An 18,896-nucleotide genomic window follows, 5' to 3' on the forward strand; every position below is an offset into this window, starting at 1 on the left:
GGTGACTGAATCTCCAATCAGCATTGGCCACGCAAGCATACGTGAGCAATTTGTCATCGAACGCCAGGCGGGTAAACGTCATCGCGATATTGCTGAGAAATTGCAAATATCCGAAGGTGCGCTGATAGCTGCCCATGCCGGCGCACAAGAAGAGGCTTGGTTACTACAAGCCACCCGGCTGCAGGCAGACTGGCCAGTATTGATAAAGTCGCTTGAGCCTCTGGGCGAGGTAATGGCGCTGACGCGCAATATTTCGTGTGTGCATGAAAAAACTGGCGTTTACAAGAATGTAAGCGATACCGGGCATGTCGGGCTGGTGCTTGGTGGTGATATTGATTTGCGCGCGTTTTACAGTCATTGGGCGCATGGTTTTGCGGTGTCTGAGACGGTCGACAATGGTGTTCAGCAAAGCCTGCAGTTTTTTGACACGCAAGGTGCTGCCATTCACAAGGTATTTATTAAACCGCAAAGCTATGTCGAGGCTTATAAAGCCTGCGTCAAACACTTTGCAGATGAGAACCAGAAACCCGGTATTACCACCGTGCCTGCACCGCCGCTGCCAGTAGATAAAGCTGATAGCGAGATTGATGTAGCAGGATTCCAGGCCGCGTGGCGCGCTCTGCAAGACACGCACGACTTTTTTGGCTTACTTAAGCGGTATGGCATTTCACGGTTACAAAGCATGCGACTTGCCGAAAAGCAGTATGTGCAGCAGGTCAACCAGCAAAGCGCACGTGAGTTGCTGGAAACGGCGGCCAATCAAGGCGTTGCATTGATGATCTTTGTCGCTAACCCTGGCATGGTGCAGATTCATTCCGGCATTGTTAAAAAGGTGGCGGTGATGGGACCGTGGCTGAATGTGCTAGACCCCCGCTTTAACCTGCATTTGCGTGAAGACCATATTGCCAGTGCCTGGGTTGTGCGCAAGCCAACGGTGGATGGCCTGGTCACTGCGCTGGAGCTGTTTGATGCTGAGGGTAATGTGATTGCCATGTTCTTTGGTGAGCGCAAGCCCGGTAAACCTGAACTTGCCGAGTGGCGTGCGCTGGTAGAAACGCTGCTCAAGGATCACGAACCATGTCTGAATTAAATAAGCATATGCATGATGTAGAGTCTTCACCGACCCGACGTAAATTCCTCCTGCAAGTAGGTGCGTTGGCCGCTGCTACTTGTTTGCCGCAGACTTGGGTCTGGGCCGCTGAGAGTCAGAAAAAAACGGCAAGGCGTATTGTCAGTATCGGAGGTGGCCTGACCGAAATCATTTATGCGCTGGGTGCCCATAACGAATTGGTCGGTGTTGATACCACGTCGCTTTACCCTGAAGCGGCAACAAAACTGCCTAGTGTTGGGTATGCCAGAACATTATCCAGCGAAGGCATACTGGCACTGGCGCCCAACCATGTGCTGGCGACTGAAGATGCAGGTCCGCCAGCAGTCTTGCGGCAAATCAATGCCGCGGGTGTGCCTGTCACAGTGCTATCCGCTAATGATAAATTTGAAGGTGTGCTGGATCGGGTTACGCGCATCGGCGCCTTGTTAGACCGCCCCACACAAGCCAGCCAGCTGGTGGAAAAAATGAAAACAGACTGGCAGAAAGTGCGTGAGCCCATTATTGCGCGTAAAACGCCGGCACCGCGTGTGCTGTTTGTGCTATCGCATAGCCCAAGCCAGATCATGGTAGGCGGCAAAGGCAGCAGTGCTGAAGCCATGATGCATTATGTAGGCGCGCAAAATGCGGTACAGGGATTTAATGGTTTTAAGCCATTGACGCCTGAATCCGTGATTGCTGCGCAACCGGATATCGTGTTGTTTACCGATCAAGGCCTTGAAGTGGTCGGCGGCATTGATGGCGCATTGAAACTGCCTGGACTGGCGCAAACGCCTGCCGGGCAAAAGCGTCGTATCGCTTCGCTGGAAGCCATGTTTATGCTGGGCTTTGGTCCGCGCCTGCCGCAGGCGGTCGCATCACTGAATAACGCACTGCTGAAAGCGATGAACGGATGAGTGCCTCAAGCAACGTGATGCCGTTCGCATCACGTTTAACAGCTGGCCTGATGCATCGGCCAGCTTTGTTTTTATGGGTGACCCTGATTATTTGTATCTGGGTAGCGGCGTGGGCGGGTGCAGTGAATGTAATGCCTGCCGACTGGCTGGCACTGCTGCAAGCAGGCGATGAACAGCCGCTGACCGGCGGTGCCTATGTGCTGTGGAATCTGCGTCTGCCACGTATATTGTTTGCTGCATTGATAGGCGCTGCATTAGGCCTTTCTGGTGCACTGACCCAGGGCTTGTTCCGTAATCCTTTGGCTGACCCGGGTTTGCTGGGCGTTACCAGTGGTGCGGCTTGCGCGGCGGCTTTAACCATTGTGTTATTAGCCAACAGTGATATCCATATCCCCATCTCACTCCGCTACTGGATATTACCGGTCACGGCTTTTGCAGGCGCGATTGGTGTATGTTTTTTATTAGATACTGTCGCCCGCTGGTTAACGGCTGATTCAATTGCCGGGCTGTTATTAACAGGTATTGCACTCAATGCTCTGGCCACGGCGGTGATCGGCTTATGTACTTATCTGGCTACCGACGAACAACTACGTAGCCTGACCTTCTGGACCCTGGGGTCACTTGCGGGCGCCAGCTGGCCCTTGCTGCTGGCATTGCTGGCGTTGCTGTTAGCCGCCGTCTGGTATGTACGCCGCCTGGTGAACGAGATGAATGCACTGGCATTGGGCGAAGCCACGGCAGCGCATGTGGGTGTCAATGTGCGTCATTTACGTGCGCGGGTCATTACACTGGTCGCCTTGTTGTGTGGCTTTGCCGTCGCCTGGTGCGGCATGATAGGCTTTATCGGCCTGGTGGCTCCCCATATTGTACGGCTGGTGATAGGGCCTGATCAGCGGCGTCTTGCACCACTGTCCATGCTGGTCGGTGCCATTATTCTCCTGGTGGCCGATACCGCTGCGCGTACCGTGGCTATTCCGGCTGAAATCCCGGTGGGTATCTTTACCGCCTTGCTTGGTGCACCGTTCTTCCTGGTGTTGCTGGCCGGTATCCGGAAGGGAACGTAATTCATGTCTCTTTCAACGAATCACGAGACTTTGCTTGCCCTGCAAAATGTCACTATTGATCTCGGCAAGCGTACTTTCGGACCCTTTACGTTATCCGTTCAAGCAGGTGAGCGTATTGCGGTGCTGGGCCCTAGCGGCGCAGGCAAATCGACCCTACTCAAATTGCTGGCACGGGAATTAATCCCCGCCAGCGGGCAGGCTACTTTTTGCCAACGTCACCTGAAAGAATGGTTGCTGGCTGACTTAAGCCACCGCCGCGCCATTTTGCCGCAATCCCACGAAGTTGCTTTCGGGCTACCCGTTGAACTGGTCATCGGGCTGGGCCGTGTTGCCAGAGCTTATGATCCTGACATCAGGAACATTGTCCGCCAGGCAGCGCAACTGGCATCTGCCGGACATTTATTAGAACGCCGCTTTGATACCTTATCCGGTGGAGAAAAGGCGCGCGTGCAAATGGCAAGAGTGTTTGCGCAACTGTGGGATGTTGAAAAAGGCCTGTTGCTGGTTGATGAACCACTCGCTGCACTGGATCCCGGTCTGCAATTCAGTTTAATGGATGCCATCTATACCTTTGCCGCACAACGTGGTCATGCCATTCTGGCGATTCTGCATGATATCAACCAGGCATTGCAGGGCTTTGAGCGGCTGATATTCATTAAGGATGGCTCTATGACGGGGGACTATAGAAGCCAGCAGATGACCATTCCCCTATTAGAAACTCTTTACGACGTCAGCCTGATCAGCGCAGTCAGTGAGAGCGGTGAAGTGATCGTCGCACCTAGCAAATCGCAAAAGCATATTAGCAAATAAAGCTTCCATTCAAATCTTGTAGTCGAGTCTTTAGCAGGCACTCTGATACCTTCTTGAGTAATTGAATGATAATTGTTATCATTCTCAACCTTTCAAGATTTGCTCACCATAGAGTTTTATTCCAGGTGTCAGCAGACGTGTTTATCGGAGCCTTTATGCACCCTCATCGTATCAATGCGATTACGTTCGCCTTAATGTTAGCGTTCCCATCAATTTCAGTGTTTGCAGAAGAGCAGGTCAATAACGAAAAAGTTGATGCTTTGCCTGAAGTCAAAGTGACTTCCAAAGCCGAAAAAGACCAGCCTTCGGAAAAAACAAAGTCATACACAGTTGACTCTACATCAACCGCTACACGATTGAATACCAGCATCCGCGAGACACCACAATCCATTTCGGTAATTACTCGGGAGCAGTTGGATGATTTCCGCGTTCTGACTGTGAATGAGGCTTTGTCTTACGCAACTGGTATCAAAGTTGAGCAGTTTGAGTCTGAGCGTACTCAATATACTTCACGTGGTTTTAATATCACTAATTTTCAGATAGATGGCTTGAGCACGCCTATCAGTTTTAGTGGGACTAACTATGGAGATCTCGATATTGCACTTTATGACCGTATCGAAGTATTGCGCGGTGCTAATGGATTATTAACTGGGTCTGGAAATCCCTCGGCGACTATCAATTTTATTCGCAAACGCACAACACGAGATTTTCAAGCAAAAGCAAATGCTTCAATAGGTTCTTGGGATAACCGGCGTCTGGATGCCGATGTCTCAGGCTCGCTTAATGGAGACGGTAGTATCCGTGGGCGGTTAGTATTGGCTCATCAGGAGAAAAATTCATATCTTGACCGCTATAGCAGCGAAAGAGATGTTGTTTACGGCATCATAGAAGCAGATCTAACAGAGAGTACTAGTCTTGCGATTGGTCATACTTACCAAAGAAATGATGCTAGCAGCAACATGTTTGGTGGCTTGAATTTGCTATATTCCGATGGTAGTAAACGACATTACAAAGCATCTGATTCGACGGCACCAGGCTGGAGCTATCGAAATGTTGACACCAACATCAGTTTTGCAGAGTTGACGCATTATTTTAATAATGACTGGAAAATTAAAGGTCAACTCACACAAAAGGCAGTGACTTCAGCGGGCCCCCACAATTATGTAGATGGTAGCGAAAACCGGATCACTGGTCTGGGTTTAACAAACAACCCTTTCTTTTATACCTTTAAGACGCAAGATTATGTGGCGGATATTTATGCCAATGGTCCATTTGAGTTGGCTGGACGCAAGCATGAGTTGGTAGTCGGAGCCACAATGAGCAGGGTCGCTATGAGGGAGTTTTCTCGTTCGACGGCGACCACAGCGCTCACCAGTTTTGATGCTGCAGGGGATGTGCCTTACCCCGCGTTTAGTCCTGAAAGCAAAAGTTCTGATTACAGAACAAGAGCCAGTAACTTATACGCTGCCGCAAAGCTGAACCCGATTGATGCCTTAAAAGTCACTTTGGGTGGTAGTTTATTCAGCTATAAATTAACTGGAGAGAGTTATACAGTCCCGCAAGATGCTAAGGAAAATAATAATTTCGTTCCTTATATTGGCGCAGTATATGACTTGGACAATGCGCATTCAGTCTACGCAAGCTACTCTAAGATCTATATGCCCCAGAATGATATTGGCGTAGATTTGAAGGCTTTGGCGCCACTTGAAGGCAAAAACTATGAGGCCGGTATTAAGAGCGAGTGGCTAGATAAGAAACTGAATAGCACATTCTCGCTGTTCAGGACAGAACAAAAAAATCAACCGCTGCAAATTGGAACCTCCGGCACCAGGTCTATTAATGAAGGCATTGAAGCGACCACTAAAGGCTATGAATTCGATTTAGCAGGTGAACTAACGGATCGCCTGAGCCTGAATGCAGGATATACACGATTGATGAGTATCAAAGGCGATCAGGGCCAGAGTGTAAACACGTTTACGCCTAAGCATCTGGCGCATGTGAGTGCCGTATACAAGCTTCCATACATTGAAAACCTGAAAGTAGGCGCCAGCCTTAACTGGCAGAGCGGGGTTCATGTAGATATTGGTACGGTGCGTTATGCACAGGATGGCTACGCCATACTCAACTTAATGGCGCAATACAAAATTGACGATCATTGGGATGTTGCTGTTAACTTGTATAACGTCACAGATGAAAAATATTTATCGAGCTTGCGGTATTCGTCTTCCGGCCAGGGCTATTACGCGCCACCTGTAAATGGGCTAGCTACGCTTACTTGGAAGTATTGATAGGTGTCACCGAGTTGGATTTATACAACATTGATTATCGAAGCAGCTATTTCCCTATGGAAAAGTTTGCTTAAATAAATGATAATTATTATCATTACATTTAAGTTTATAGCCGAACAACCAAGCTTCTATAAAAGGCTGCTGAGAGATCAGTGGCCTTTTTGTTGCCAGTGCGTTTTTATTAAATATTGAGAGATTTGATGATATTAACAAGTAAATATGGCAGCTCCACAATCAAGCTGCTACCTAAAAAGGCTGCAATCGCTGTCATGCTGGCGTTTGCAGCTGGCACTGTGTTTGCACAAGATGCACAATCAGAAAAAGACGGCACCGTGGAGCTGGAAGAAGTGAAAGTAAGTGCATCGGCTGACGCCAATGCAAAAGGTTTAATGAAACCTTACGCCGGTGGTCAGGTGGCTAAAGGTGGTCGGGTGGGCGTCTTGGGTAATAAAGATGCTATGGATACACCATTCTCGATTAATGCTTACACCAATGCGCTTATTCAGAACCAGCAGGCGCGTAGTGTCGGCGATGTATTGTTGAATGATCCTTCTGTGCGTGTTGCCCGTGGTTTTGGTAACTTTCAGGAATCCTATTTCATCCGTGGCTTTATTTTAGGCTCCGACAGTGTTACCTATAACGGGCTGTATGGCATCCTGCCACGGCAATACATCGCAGCTGAATTATTTGAGCGCGTGGAAGTATTACGCGGCGCATCAACTTTCCTGAATGGTATTAGCCCTGGCGGTGATGGCATAGGCGGTTCTATTTCGCTATTGCCTAAACGTGCGCCAAATGATCCATTGAATTTATTTACTGCTGGTTGGAGTTCAGGTAATCAACAACTGTATTCCGCAGATGTCGCCAGACGTTTTGGGCCGGATGACAGTGCAGGTGTTAGATTGAATGTCTCCCGCCGCGATGGCGGTACTGCGATCCATAAAGAGCATGCAGAAGTGGATTTAGTGTCGCTTGGATTAGACTGGCGTGGAGAAAACCTGCGTCTGTCTGCCGACCTGGGCTATCAGGATAACAAGCTGAGAGAGACGCGTACCAATGTAACGATCACAGGTCTGGCTTCTGTGCCACGCGCACCAAGCAGTAATTCCAATTGGGCGCAGCCGTGGACATTCTCCAATGAAAGAGATACGTTCGGTACTTTGCGTGGTGAGTATGACTTAAGCAGTAATGTGAGCGCATACTTTGCTGGCGGCTTTCGCGAAACTAAAGAAGTAAACTCCCTAGCAAACTTAACAGTCACCGATTCTACATCCGGTGCAGGAAACATGTCCAGATTTGATAATAGCCGCGAAGAGTCTGTAGCGACTGGTGAAGTCGGTTTAAAAAGTAAATTTGAGACTGGTGAAGTCGCTCATGATGTGGTGCTTAATGCCAACGTATATCATGCCGATAGAAAAGGCTCTTATGCATGGGATTTCTTTAATACATTCCCGACGAATCTTTACGTGCCTGTAATGTATGAACAGCAGCCTGCATTCTCAGCTGGTGCGTTTCAGGGCAATGTCAACGACAGAAAAAAAACCAATAAAACCATATTGCGCAGTATCGCTCTGGCCGATACCTTATCCATCTTAGATAATCGGTTATTGCTCACTTTGGGTGCCAGACAACAGCAAATCAACATCACCGATTACGCTTGGAATACACAAGCTGCTACCGGATATGACAGGTCACAACTGAGTCCGATGTTTGCGGCTGTGGTTAAACCATGGGATGGGATCTCATTGTATGCAAATTATATTGAGGGCTTGAGCCCAGGTGCAACCGCACAATCGCCTGCAGTTAACATAGGTCAATCACTTGCTCCGTATGACTCAAAGCAAAAAGAGGTGGGGGCTAAGTTTGACTTTGGTAAGCTACGTGTTACCACGGCCTACTTTACGACTGACAAGCCATTAGGTGTATTAGGACCCGGCAACATCTTTTCTGCACGAGGTGAAGAAGATCATCAGGGGGTTGAATTAATGACCTATGGCCAACTGCTATCTAACCTGAGGGTATTAGGTGGGGTAACCTGGCTAGATACAAAACAACGCAATACCAATAATGCCGCAACAGAAGGTAACCAGGCCATCGGTGTACCTGATAGACAGGCTAATTTAGGTGTGGAATGGGATGTCCCTGGCGTATATGGTTTTACACTTGATGCGCGCGTAATTGCTACTGGCAGTGTATATGCCAATGCTGAAAATACACTGCGGGTGCCAGGGTGGTCGCGCCTTGATATCGGAGCGCGTTATGCTACTGATATTAAAGGGCACTTAGTTACTTTACGCGGACGTATAGATAATGTCGCGGATAAAGATTATTGGGCATCTAGCGGTGGTTTCCCTGGGAATGGTTATCTGGTCTTAGGTGCACCACGCACTGTCACTGTCAGTGCACAACTTGATTTTTAATGTTCAAGTATGAGCGTTAGAGGGCTGGCGCAATAGTATTTATATCTAAAATTAATTGCATTGTTTAATAATAATCATTATCATATAAACGCTGATCTATAAGTAATCTACAAAAGGCTGCTATCCAAAGGCGGCCTTTTTCTTTTGTTTTAATCAAGTCATTCCACGAGAGTATGTTGATGTTGTTTACACCGAAAAAAATTGCAGTTTCCGTATTTCTTGCCATGAGTGTTAGCCATGTGATGGCTCAAGAAAAGAAAGGGGCTACCGATTCTTCAGCCCCTGAAACTTTAAGCGAAGTAGAAGTTAAATCAGTTGCGGATAAGAATGCACTGGCAAAACCTTATGCCGGTGGTCAGGTAGCAAAAGGCGGCAGTTTGGGTGTGTTAGGTAATCAGGATGTGATGGACGTGCCTTTCAGTACCGTGAATTACACTTCTGAATTGATCCAGAACCAACAAGCCAGAAGCGTTGCCGATGTGGTGGTGAATGATGCTTCGGTGCGGGCGCTCACGGCACCTGGTGGTTTCGGTGATCAGTTCCAGATCAGGGGTTATACCGTTGGTAACGAAGATACCGGTTTGAATGGATTGTTTGGTCTGACCTCAACCACGCGCGTCCCTCTCGAAATGGTGGAGCGCGTGCAAGTGCTTAAAGGCCCGGGTACTTTTGTGAATGGTATTCCACCCAGTGGCAGCATTGGTGGTTCGGTGAATCTGGTCACCAAGCGTGCGGGCAATGACCCGCTAACGAGATTGACCACTTCTTACCTGGGTGAATCGCAATTTGCAGCGCACATTGATGCCGGCCGCCGTTTTGGCCAAAACAATGAATGGGGTGTGCGCGTGAATGCCTTGAAGCGTTCCGGCGAGGGCACTATCGATAAAGGGAGCCAGCAAACAGGCTTGGCGAGTTTAGGGCTTGATTATCTGGGTGAGAAATTGCGCTGGTCTTTTGATGCACTGGTGCAAGGGGATGATATCCGTGAATTCCGGCCACAAGCGACAATTGCGAGTAGCCTGACCCGAATTCCATCGGCACCGGATGCTAGAAAAAACTTTTACCCGGGGACAAAGCTGGATTACAACGGTAAAACGTTTTTGAGTAATCTGGAATACGATGTGAATTCAAACGTGACTCTTTATGGTGGAGTTGGTTACACTGATTTCTCCTATAAACAGAATTTCCCATCGGCAGCGGGTGGGATAGGTGCAGGTGGCAACTTTACCTTAAGTAATGCCAATTATGATTTTTACAGCAAAACTTTTGTTTCAAATGCCGGGGCACGGTTTAAATTTGCGACCGGAAATGTGGGGCATACGCTGACTTTGGCTGCCAATCGCTTAGATCAGGAAACAGGGTATTTTTATGCGCAGTCTGCAGGCACAGTCGTATCCAATATCCGCAATCCGGCCGCATTGCCGCCTATCGTCGGTACGAGAAACTCTCCTGAAAGAAGCCAGGAGCTGACTCTTACTAGCTATGTGCTGACAGATACCTTGTCTTTCCTTGATGAAAAAGTGCTGCTCACCTTGGGTGTGCGAGATCAAAAGGTTGAGCAACTAAGCTATGACCCAACCAGCGGTGTTAAAACAGGCACTTATGATGAGAGCGCTGCATCGCCTTTGGCGGGGATAGTGATCAAGCCTTTAGATAACGTTTCTGTGTACGCGAATCACACTAAAGGCTTAACACAAGGAGAGGTCGTTGGTGCCGGATTCCAGAATGTAGGGCAAGCGCTTGCTCCTTATAAATCCACTCAGAATGAGGTGGGTGTTAAAGTGGATTTTGGCCGCATCACTACGGTAGTGAGCGTCTTCCAGATCGAAAGGCCTAATCTTGAGACTGATGCGGTGACTAATCGCAGGGAATACTCTGGTGAACAACGTAACCGCGGGCTTGAAATTTCCGCCTATGGTGAAGTGACCAGCGGTTTGCGTATGATGGCGAGCACTACTTTCACCGATCCAAAAGTGAAAAGTAATTCTGCCACCAGTGATGGTAAAGATGCGATTGGTGTGCCTGACTTTACCGCTAATCTGGGGTTGGATTGGGATACGCCCTGGGTTGATGGCCTGAGTTTCAATGGCAGGGCCATTGGTACCGGTTCCGCCTATTACGATAGTGCCAATACAGTCAGTGTTCCCGGTTGGACACGTTTAGATATTGGTGCCCGTTATATTACAAAGGCAGCCGGCAAACCAGTTGTACTTCGCGCTAATCTTGAAAATGTACTGGACAAAGATTACTGGCTTCAAAGCGGCACTTTCCTGACTGTCGCTGCACCACGAACCTTATTATTATCGGCAACTATCGATTTCTAATTTTTGTTAAACACTATGCAATTAACAAGCCCAGCCAAAGATTCACTGCGACAAACTTTACTTATTTGCCATCGCTGGCTGGGCCTAGCCAGTGCCTTGTTTCTGCTGATCACCGGCCTCACTGGCGCGGTGATCTCCTGGGATCACGAGCTGGATGAATTACTGAATCCGGCATGGATGCATAGCGACTCGGTAGGGGCGCATCAGTCTTCTCTGGTTCTTGCAAAGCAGGTGGCAGAACGCTACCCGCAAGTACAAGTAAGTTCCATCCCGCTGACGGTGGAGTCTGGGCATACACTATCTTTAGGTGTCAGGCCGTTGCCTAACCTGCCGGACGGGCTGGAATCTGTCAAATTTAACCAGGTGTTCGTCGACCCGGTGACAGGCCAGGAATTAGGCAAACGTGAGTGGGGAGCGGTTTGGCCGGTAGACCGAACCAATGTGATTTCCTTCCTATACAAACTGCATTACAGTTTGCACCTGCCTGAAATGTGGGGTATAGACCGCTGGGGCATCTGGCTGATGGGTGGAGTGGCGATCATTTGGCTGATAGATAGTTTTGTGGGCTTTTACCTGACATTGCCTAAATCCGGCAGAAAACCGCAAACGCGCCTGCATAAGGCGCAAGCGACGCATTCTGCAAATCAGGCTTCGTTCTGGAAGCGCTGGTGGCCGGCATGGAAAATGCGATGGAACAGCAGTACCCATAAACGCTATTTCGATATGCATCGCGCATTTGGCTTATGGACCTGGGTTCTATTAATTATTCTGGCATTCTCTGCACTTGCATTAAATCTGCGTCGCGAAGTATTTATGCCGGTGATGAAGTCTGCATTCACATTAATGCCTACCCCTTCAGACTTGCGTCCGCGTTTACCGCCAGCGCAGCAACAACCGCCAAAAGTAGATTTTGAGCAGGTATTAGATTTGGCGCTAAAAGATGCACGTGCGCAAGGCTGGCAAGAGCCTGCGGGACGTATCTCATACAGTGCTGCTTATCAGTTATTTAACGTCGATTTTTATCGTCCGGATGCCGATCATGGCGTGGCCGGAGCTGGTCATAAGCGATTGTATTATGATGGGCTAGATGCACATTACGTCGGTAAACGTATTCCTTGGGAAGGTACTGCTGGAGACGTCATTGTGCAGGCGCAGTTTCCCTTACACTCAGGTCGCATTTTAGGTATTCCTGGCCGTATCTTGATCTCTGTAATGGGCCTGGTGGTAGCCATGCTTTCCGTTACCGGTGTGTACTTGTGGCTGAAAAAGCGCAAGGCACGTAAGGTGTCTGAGGTTATCGTACAAAATGGCAAGCCGCCGGTGAGATCATCCAGCAAGCTGGGGATGCCTGTTTAATAGACGTCGCGACGGTAGCGCCCGGATGCCGTCACATTTGCGATTATCTTTTCCCCCAGGATTTCCAGTAACTGGTTATGTACGGCAGGCGCCATGCCCGTGGCGCTTCCGCACACGTAAATAGCGGCACCATTCTGCACCCAGTTTTTAATCTCTTCTGCCAGGGATTTGACTACATCCTGGACATAGGTTTTTTCGGCTTGGTCACGCGAAAATGCGGTGGCTAACCTGGTTAGCAAACCTTGCTGAAGCCAGGTTTGTAATTCATTCTTGAAATAAAAATCATGCCCGGCATTGCGTTCGCCAAAAATCAGCATGTTTTGCTGATGACCGCTGGCAATACGGGCTTTCAGGTGCGCCCTCAAGCCTGCTATTCCTGTGCCATTGCCAATCAGGATTAATGGGATATTTTGCGCTGGTGGGTGGAATGCAGTGTTTTCCCGGATGCGTAATGCAATGTCACCGCCTAGAGCAGCATGCTGCGTTAACCAGCCGGAACCTATGCCTGGTCTGCCATCTGCATAGTGTGTTTGCCGGATCAGTAATTCAAGATGCTGATCCTGTGGAATAGAGGCAATTGAATACTCGCGATGCGGAAGGTTTTTCAGCGTGCGCAAAATAACTTCGGCATCCAGGCCTGATAATGTTTTCCAGCTGGCATCTTCATGAGGTAGCAATTTTTCCAGTAAGGCCTCTGCAAATGTGGTGCCTTCTGCACTAACCGATACAGTGCCATCCAGCGCAAGCCGGGTTAGAAACTGAGCGACAGCTTGTTGCGAGTTGCGCGGACCTATTTCGGCAATGTCACCTGCTTGCCATTGCATGTTTTTCTTTTCACTAGCGAGTTTTAAATGAAAGACCGGAGCACCTGCACTGCCATGATTCAGCTGTGACCGTGCAATGAGTGTCCATGGCTGGTAAACCGGCGTTTCCCAATCCTGCATTTCTGTATTGTGCGCCAACAGCCCAAGCTGGTACTGCCAGTGTCTGAGGGCTCCATCGTCCAAGTGGTCTACTGCTATCAAATCGAATAAGGGCAGGGCATGTGTGCGTTGTAACCAGGCATCCAGTGCATGACCGAAGCCGCAAAAGAATGTATAGCTTGAATCCCCTAAAGCCAATATCCCATATTGGAGATGAGACAAATTGATATTGCTCTGCATAAGGTTTTGCTGGAAGTCAGCGGCATTGTCAGGTGCATCACCTTCCCCGGTGGTGCTGACAACGAATAATGTCCGGCTAAAATCTTGCAGCGCGGTGGCATCAATCCCTGATAAAGGCAATGTTTCTACTGATAATCCAGCAGTTTTAAGAGATTCTGCCGTTTTCCTGGCGATCAATTCGGCATTGCCTGTCTGGCTGGCATAAGCCACCAATATGCTATGGGAATTGCGCAGGCTGCTATCAGCCTGATCTGCCAGACGATTGAGTGCGGTCTTTTTGCTGTGCCTCCAGATGATCCATCCACAGAAAAGCAGGTACAGCAAAATAACGCCAGTTGCTTTGGCGGTATAAGCACGTTCAAAGTCCGATGCAAAAGCAATGACTGGGTTAAACAGGGCACATAATGCGAAGGGAAAGTATTTCATTCCAGCATTGCCGTTAATTCATGGGAGAGATATTCTTTGAAGCCATCGGGTGTTTGCTCTATCAATAGCGTGGCAACGTGGTGTTTTTGCGCATAATCAAGCGCAGCCTGCACACCCATGACAGTAAGGGCAGTGGCTAAGGCATCGGCCTGCATGCATTCTTCATGAATGACAGTGACAGATACCAGTGCGTTGATACTGCGGTCAATCGGGTAACCGGTGCGGGGGTCTATGGTGTGTGAATAATGTTGATTGTCATGCTCGAAATAGCGGCGGTAATCACCGGAGGTCGCCACAGCCACACCGCATAACGCGGCAATCGATTCGGTGGTAGCCGATGCAATGCCGGGGGGTAATTCAAGCGCTACCCACCACGGCTGGCTATCCGGCTTGATACCTGCGCCATATAATTCACCACCGACTTCTATCAGGTAGTTATTTATCCCGGCGCGTTGTAAAGCTTGCGCAACCCTGTCTACGCCATAGCCTTTGGCAATCCCAGAAAAATCAATATAGGCATTGCCAGGTTGCCGCAACTGTCTGCCATGTGTATCTAATTGCAGGCGCTGCCAGCCACAGCTGGCTTTTAATCTGCTGATTTCATCTGGCTTTGGCGGAGAGCTACGGTCACCCTGTGGGCCAAATCCCCATAAGTTAACCAGAGGACCTATGGTGGGATCAAATGCGCCATTGGTATCAGCCGCTATTTTTAGTGCGCAATCAATCACAGTAAAAAAAGGATCGGGTAGCGGGTGCCAGGTGTCGGCTTCTGCCTGGTTGAACAGGCTAAGGTTTGAATCTTGTTGCCAGGTACTCATCTGCCTGACAACCAGATCCAGCTCATCCTGTATCAAGGAGCGTATAGCATGCTGTGAATGTTGCTGTGGGTAAATATAGCGGACAGTCCAGGTCGTTCCCATAGTCTGTCCGCTTAGTGTGAACTGCTCGCCCACCGATAATGCTTGAGGCAATGTTGCTAAATATTGTGGGATCAGGACACGTTGCATTACTTGGTGGGCATGATTTATTGCGGTAACACTTCCAGCGTCAGTACATAAGATAACGCGCGCTCTTTTGCCAGTTTGTTTGAAACACGGTTATCTTTGAAGTCAGCATCCAGCCAGTACATGCCTGCCTGGTCAAACGATACTTTGATCTTGCCGTTTTTATCGGTCTTGAAGTTTTTCTCTTCAGGATTATTCCTGTACTGAGTCTGCCCGCGAACGATAGCCACCTCTACATCGGCAGTCGGTTTACCGTCTACCAGGAATGTCAGCTCCACCGGTTCGCCCGAGACGACATCGTTAGGATGGCTGCCAACCACTAATTCCAGACCTTTGTTGTTTGGCTCGAGAGGGGTAGGTTTGCCTACAGTGATATAGTTTTCCAGGCGGCTTTCAGTTTCGTATACTTGCAGATCTTTCGCATCGGCGGGGACTTCTTTAGCCAATGCTTCAGCTGTACCCATGAAGCGTTTGGGTTTGTTTTCGCTATCTTTCCAGTTTGCGCGGAACCCGGAACGTACCAGTTCGACGCGGTAGGTGCCTTTTTTATCAAACTTCGCATCAAACACCGTGCGTAGTTCGCCCTTCAGGGTATTTACCGGTGTTACCTGGCTGCCATCAGGGGCAAGAATGACAAGTCCGTCGATTGCCAGAGGGCGGTGGTTGATTTGAAACGGGTCATTGGAAACGGCGGCATCAAACGTCACGAACTGCGATGCAGACAGCACGGTGCTGGATGGCAAAATCCAGAAGCCATGTGCCTGTGCTGTAGAGGCTGTCATGCCCAGTGTCAAAGAAACCAAAGCAACAATTTTTTTCATCTGTGTATTCCTCAGGATTATTCTTAGAATCAGGGTTTCAGATCGACAGTAATGTCGCCCAGTTCATGCTGACCTGCCACTTTGGCTTGTTCTGCTTTTTGCACCGGCCAGTTGAAAGGGACGCGAATGATTTCGCGGCCACCTTTTTCGCGCGCAGCTTCCACGGCAATATTGTATTGGCCGGCCGGCAAGGTGCCCAACGGCTCTTTGCCTTCAGTAAAACTGAGTGATTGCTCGCCAACCGGTCTGGTAGCGCCGGATACGCCATCAATCGGCAGCGATTGCTCACGGCCGCTTTTACGCCACCATTGACGCAAATCTTTCAGCCATTTGTTGCCTTCGTCACCGTTAGCAGCCTTCTTCTGGCTGTACCAGGCGGCCAGGTTTTTTTGTACGCTCTGGTCCGGCTTTTCAATCCACACTGCCACGTAAGGGCGATGGTATTCAGCAGTATTGATTTGAGGAATCGCCACTTTAATGTTGATTTCTCCAGCCGTTGAATGGTTGGCAAACAAGCCAGCAATCAGTGTGGGGATAAGCGCAGGAACCCATTTACGCATTGACGAACACTCCTAATAATCTAATGAATGAATAAAATAACCAGCACTAGCGGAATCACGACGCCAAGGCCAACCAGCGGCCATGTGGATGGCCTGTTGCCGGCGTGCATGCTCAACATGAACAGGCCAGTGATGGAAAATACCAGTGCAACCACTGAAAAAATATCCAGGAACCAGCTCCAGGCAACGCCTGTGTTCCGGCCTTTGTGCAGATCGTTAATATATGAAACCCAGCCGCGGTCAGTGAGCTCGTAGTTCACTTCGCCGCTCTCGCGGTCTATCACCAGCCATGCATCACCGCCTGGCCTGGGTAGCGATACATACACTTCAGCATCGGACCATTCGCCGGGTTGATTGGCAAGTTCGACACCAATGGCATTGCCTACCCAGTCGCCAGTCGCCTTGGGCAAAGCGGCCTTGTCATCGGCCGGGTCGGTTTGAATTTGCTTTAACAGCAGTGCGGGCACTGTGGCTGTTCTTTTAGACACTTCCGGTAATGACTCGATATGGCTGGCGTTGTTGAGTGTAATGCCGGTGAATGCAAACAGCAGCATGCACACCAGGCAGGCGGCCGAGCTGATCCAGTGCCAGCGGTAAAGATGTTTAAGCCAGAATGCCCGGTTAGAATTTAGTTGTATTTGCATGTCTGGCTAGTAAGGTAAGGTGTCATTCTCGGCGAAAATTTTACTCAATATTCTGTCCGCTTCAGCGGAAATGAGAACTAGTCTCATTATAGCAGAGGCGGCGTAAAGCTTGCCAGTCAGAGTAGTGCTGCAATGTATCTTTTTGTATCGGATGTCTCAGGTGTGAAGCTGGCTGGAACGCGTGCTTTAAAGAGATTCGCTGGCCAAAACGCCCGTATGAATATCATCCCATGTCCGGCAACCCGTCAATGCCATGGCGATTTCAAGCTCTTCACGTAACAGGCGGATCAAATGTGCCACACCCAGCGCGCCTGCCGTCGCCAGCGCATGTATATAAGGCCGACCTATCATGACCGCAGTAGCGCCGAGTGCACGTGCCTTGAGGATGTCGGTTCCTCGCCGGATACCGCCATCAATAATCACGGGAATCGCGCCATGCGTGGCGGAAATAACACCCGGCAGTGCCCACAGCGTGGTTGGTGCTGTGTCCAGTACCCGCCCGCCATGGTTGGAGACTATGATACCTCTCGCTCCGACGCTGACAGCTTTTGCAGCATCGTCAGGGTGCATAATCCCTTTGAGCAAAATCGGCAGATCCGTCTGGCTGGTCAGCCATGCGATATCTGCCCATGCAGGCGCTAGCGTCATCAAGCCATCAAATACCGGGCTCGCATTGTCTGCCAGTGCCGGAAGTGCGATTGAAGCTACATTGGTTTGTGCGACGGCTGGCGGCACAGAAAAGCCAGCACGTTGTTCGCGATTGCGTGCACCGGAAACCGGCGCATCTACTGTTAGTACCAGTGCACGATAGCCAGCGGACTCGGCACGTTTAACCAGTGCCAGGGTATCGTGCCGATTCGCCTGCCAGTAAAGCTGAAACCATAACGGGCCTTGTGCATGACTGGCGACATCCTCCAATTGGACAGATGCTTGTGTCGAAACTACGGCTAGTCCACCCATCACCCCGGCTGCCAAGGTTGTGGCCAGTTCTCCCTGGTCATGAAACAAACGTTGGGTAGCAACGGGCGCCAGGATGATAGGGTGAGTTAATTCTTCGCCAAACAATTGGCAGCGGGTGTGACCGCCAGCCACCTCGGCCAGTGCACGCGGCCACAATTTTAAGTCCGGCCAGGCATTGATATTGGCATTCAGTGTTAACTCATCCCCTGCACCACCTTGCAGGTATGCCCAGGCCGCATCTGAGATATGTTCGCGTGCATGCCGTTCGTAGTCAGCCGCAGAAACGATATCCTGGGGGATCGCGGTTAAGGCTGGCTTCACCATTAGCGGCTCCATTGCCTTAACAGGTTATGGTAGTGGCCGGTCAGTGCAACAATTTCTTCCGAGTTGCCGATCTGGCTGCGCAATTTGATCAATGTCATGTCCAGGTTAAACAGCATGCTACGCTGCCAGGCATCTGGCACCAGGCTTTGCACCCATGAAAAGGCCGCGATACGCTCACCGGCAGTCACCGGCTCTACCCGATGCAGGCTGGAAGAGGGGTAGATGATGGCATCGCCTGCTGGCAATTTCACTTCGTGGGCACCATAAGTATCTTCAATGATGAGGTCACCGCCTTCATAACTCTCAGGGTCAGACAAAAAGACAGTCACTGAAATATCGGTGCGCAAGCGTTGTCCGGTATGCCTGTCAGTCTGTATGGCATTGTCGATATGGTCACCATAATTGCCACCGCCGGTATAGCGGTTGAACATGAATGGCAGAATGAACTGCGGCAATGCCGCAGAAAGAAAAAGAGGGTGGCGTTCCAATGCTGCAGCAATGGTTTTGGCGAGCGATGGATATTCTGCTGCATCGGTAGAAAATTGCAGATTATGTTTTGCTTCAGCCGCCAATGGCCCGGCACTCGCAGCGCCATCAACCCACGGGCCACTCTGTAAAGCGTTGCGCAAAGTTTCAACTTGAGAAGGATTAAATATCTCGGGAATATGCAACAGCATGATCACTCTCGCCTACAAATAAAAAAGCCCGCCAGAATCCTCTGACGGGCA

The 18,896-nt window shown here is 49.7% G+C and carries 15 protein-coding genes; 8 read left to right on the forward strand and 7 right to left on the reverse strand.

Features of this window, described 5'->3' with window-relative positions:
• Position 1 precedes the first annotated feature (1 nt).
• The 8 genes from ASG24_RS07935 to ASG24_RS07970 all read left to right on the forward strand — a co-directional run bounded on the left by ASG24_RS07935 (position 2) and on the right by ASG24_RS07970 (position 12,266).
• A complete protein-coding gene (locus ASG24_RS07935; protein ID WP_235562352.1) occupies positions 2–1,090 on the forward strand; it encodes a hemin-degrading factor in 1,089 nt (362 codons plus the stop codon).
• Positions 1,078–2,004, forward strand: a complete 927-nt coding sequence (locus ASG24_RS07940; protein ID WP_055869901.1) for a hemin ABC transporter substrate-binding protein — start codon at positions 1,078–1,080, stop codon at positions 2,002–2,004. Before ASG24_RS07935 ends, ASG24_RS07940 begins: the two co-directional genes overlap by 13 nt.
• Positions 2,001–3,068, forward strand: coding sequence for an iron ABC transporter permease (locus ASG24_RS07945; protein WP_082488032.1), 1,068 nt, complete (start codon positions 2,001–2,003; stop codon positions 3,066–3,068). Before ASG24_RS07940 ends, ASG24_RS07945 begins: the two co-directional genes overlap by 4 nt.
• Before the next feature lie 3 nt (positions 3,069–3,071).
• Entirely contained in the window at positions 3,072–3,878 is an 807-nt protein-coding gene (locus ASG24_RS07950; RefSeq protein WP_055869904.1) for an ATP-binding cassette domain-containing protein, read from the forward strand.
• Between the two features lie 65 nt (positions 3,879–3,943).
• Positions 3,944–6,166: a TonB-dependent siderophore receptor gene (locus ASG24_RS07955; RefSeq protein WP_235562353.1), complete on the forward strand. Its 2,223-nt coding sequence runs from the start codon at positions 3,944–3,946 to the stop codon at positions 6,164–6,166.
• Between the two features lie 200 nt (positions 6,167–6,366).
• The gene (locus tag ASG24_RS07960; protein WP_055869911.1) at positions 6,367–8,586 is read left to right on the forward strand and encodes a TonB-dependent siderophore receptor; all 2,220 of its coding nucleotides are present in this window, start codon (positions 6,367–6,369) and stop codon (positions 8,584–8,586) included.
• A gap of 179 nt (positions 8,587–8,765) precedes the next feature.
• Positions 8,766–10,910 (forward strand): TonB-dependent siderophore receptor, encoded by a 2,145-nt coding sequence (locus tag ASG24_RS07965; protein ID WP_082488055.1) that lies wholly within the window; start codon positions 8,766–8,768, stop codon positions 10,908–10,910.
• A gap of 15 nt (positions 10,911–10,925) precedes the next feature.
• Positions 10,926–12,266: a PepSY domain-containing protein gene (locus tag ASG24_RS07970; protein WP_055869914.1), complete on the forward strand. Its 1,341-nt coding sequence runs from the start codon at positions 10,926–10,928 to the stop codon at positions 12,264–12,266.
• On the opposite strand, the gene ASG24_RS07975 is transcribed toward ASG24_RS07970, so the two are convergent.
• The 7 genes from ASG24_RS07975 to ASG24_RS08005 form a co-directional block, all read right to left on the reverse strand.
• Positions 12,263–13,855: a sulfite reductase flavoprotein subunit alpha gene (locus ASG24_RS07975; RefSeq protein ID WP_055869917.1), complete on the reverse strand. Its 1,593-nt coding sequence runs from the start codon at positions 13,853–13,855 to the stop codon at positions 12,263–12,265. The two genes, ASG24_RS07970 and ASG24_RS07975, sit on opposite strands and share 4 nt — an antisense overlap.
• On the reverse strand, positions 13,852–14,862 hold the full coding sequence (locus tag ASG24_RS07980; protein ID WP_055869920.1) for an FAD:protein FMN transferase: 1,011 nt from the start codon (positions 14,860–14,862) through the stop codon (positions 13,852–13,854). Before ASG24_RS07980 ends, ASG24_RS07975 begins: the two co-directional genes overlap by 4 nt.
• 17 nt (positions 14,863–14,879) lie before the next feature.
• Positions 14,880–15,680, reverse strand: a complete 801-nt coding sequence (locus ASG24_RS07985; protein ID WP_055869924.1) for a DUF4198 domain-containing protein — start codon at positions 15,678–15,680, stop codon at positions 14,880–14,882.
• 29 nt (positions 15,681–15,709) lie between these two features.
• Positions 15,710–16,240: a DUF2271 domain-containing protein gene (locus tag ASG24_RS07990; protein ID WP_055869928.1), complete on the reverse strand. Its 531-nt coding sequence runs from the start codon at positions 16,238–16,240 to the stop codon at positions 15,710–15,712.
• Between the two features lie 20 nt (positions 16,241–16,260).
• Positions 16,261–16,884: a PepSY-associated TM helix domain-containing protein gene (locus ASG24_RS07995; RefSeq protein ID WP_055869931.1), complete on the reverse strand. Its 624-nt coding sequence runs from the start codon at positions 16,882–16,884 to the stop codon at positions 16,261–16,263.
• Positions 16,885–17,070: 186 nt separating this feature from the next.
• A complete protein-coding gene (locus ASG24_RS08000) occupies positions 17,071–18,168 on the reverse strand; it encodes an alpha-hydroxy acid oxidase (RefSeq protein WP_055869936.1) in 1,098 nt (365 codons plus the stop codon).
• On the reverse strand, positions 18,168–18,845 hold the full coding sequence (locus ASG24_RS08005; RefSeq protein WP_055869938.1) for a Fe2+-dependent dioxygenase: 678 nt from the start codon (positions 18,843–18,845) through the stop codon (positions 18,168–18,170). The genes ASG24_RS08000 and ASG24_RS08005 overlap by 1 nt, the downstream gene beginning before the upstream one ends.
• Positions 18,846–18,896: the final 51 nt, after the last annotated feature.

Source organism: Methylophilus sp. Leaf414 (assembly GCF_001425425.1).
Lineage (GTDB): Bacteria > Pseudomonadota > Gammaproteobacteria > Burkholderiales > Methylophilaceae > Methylophilus.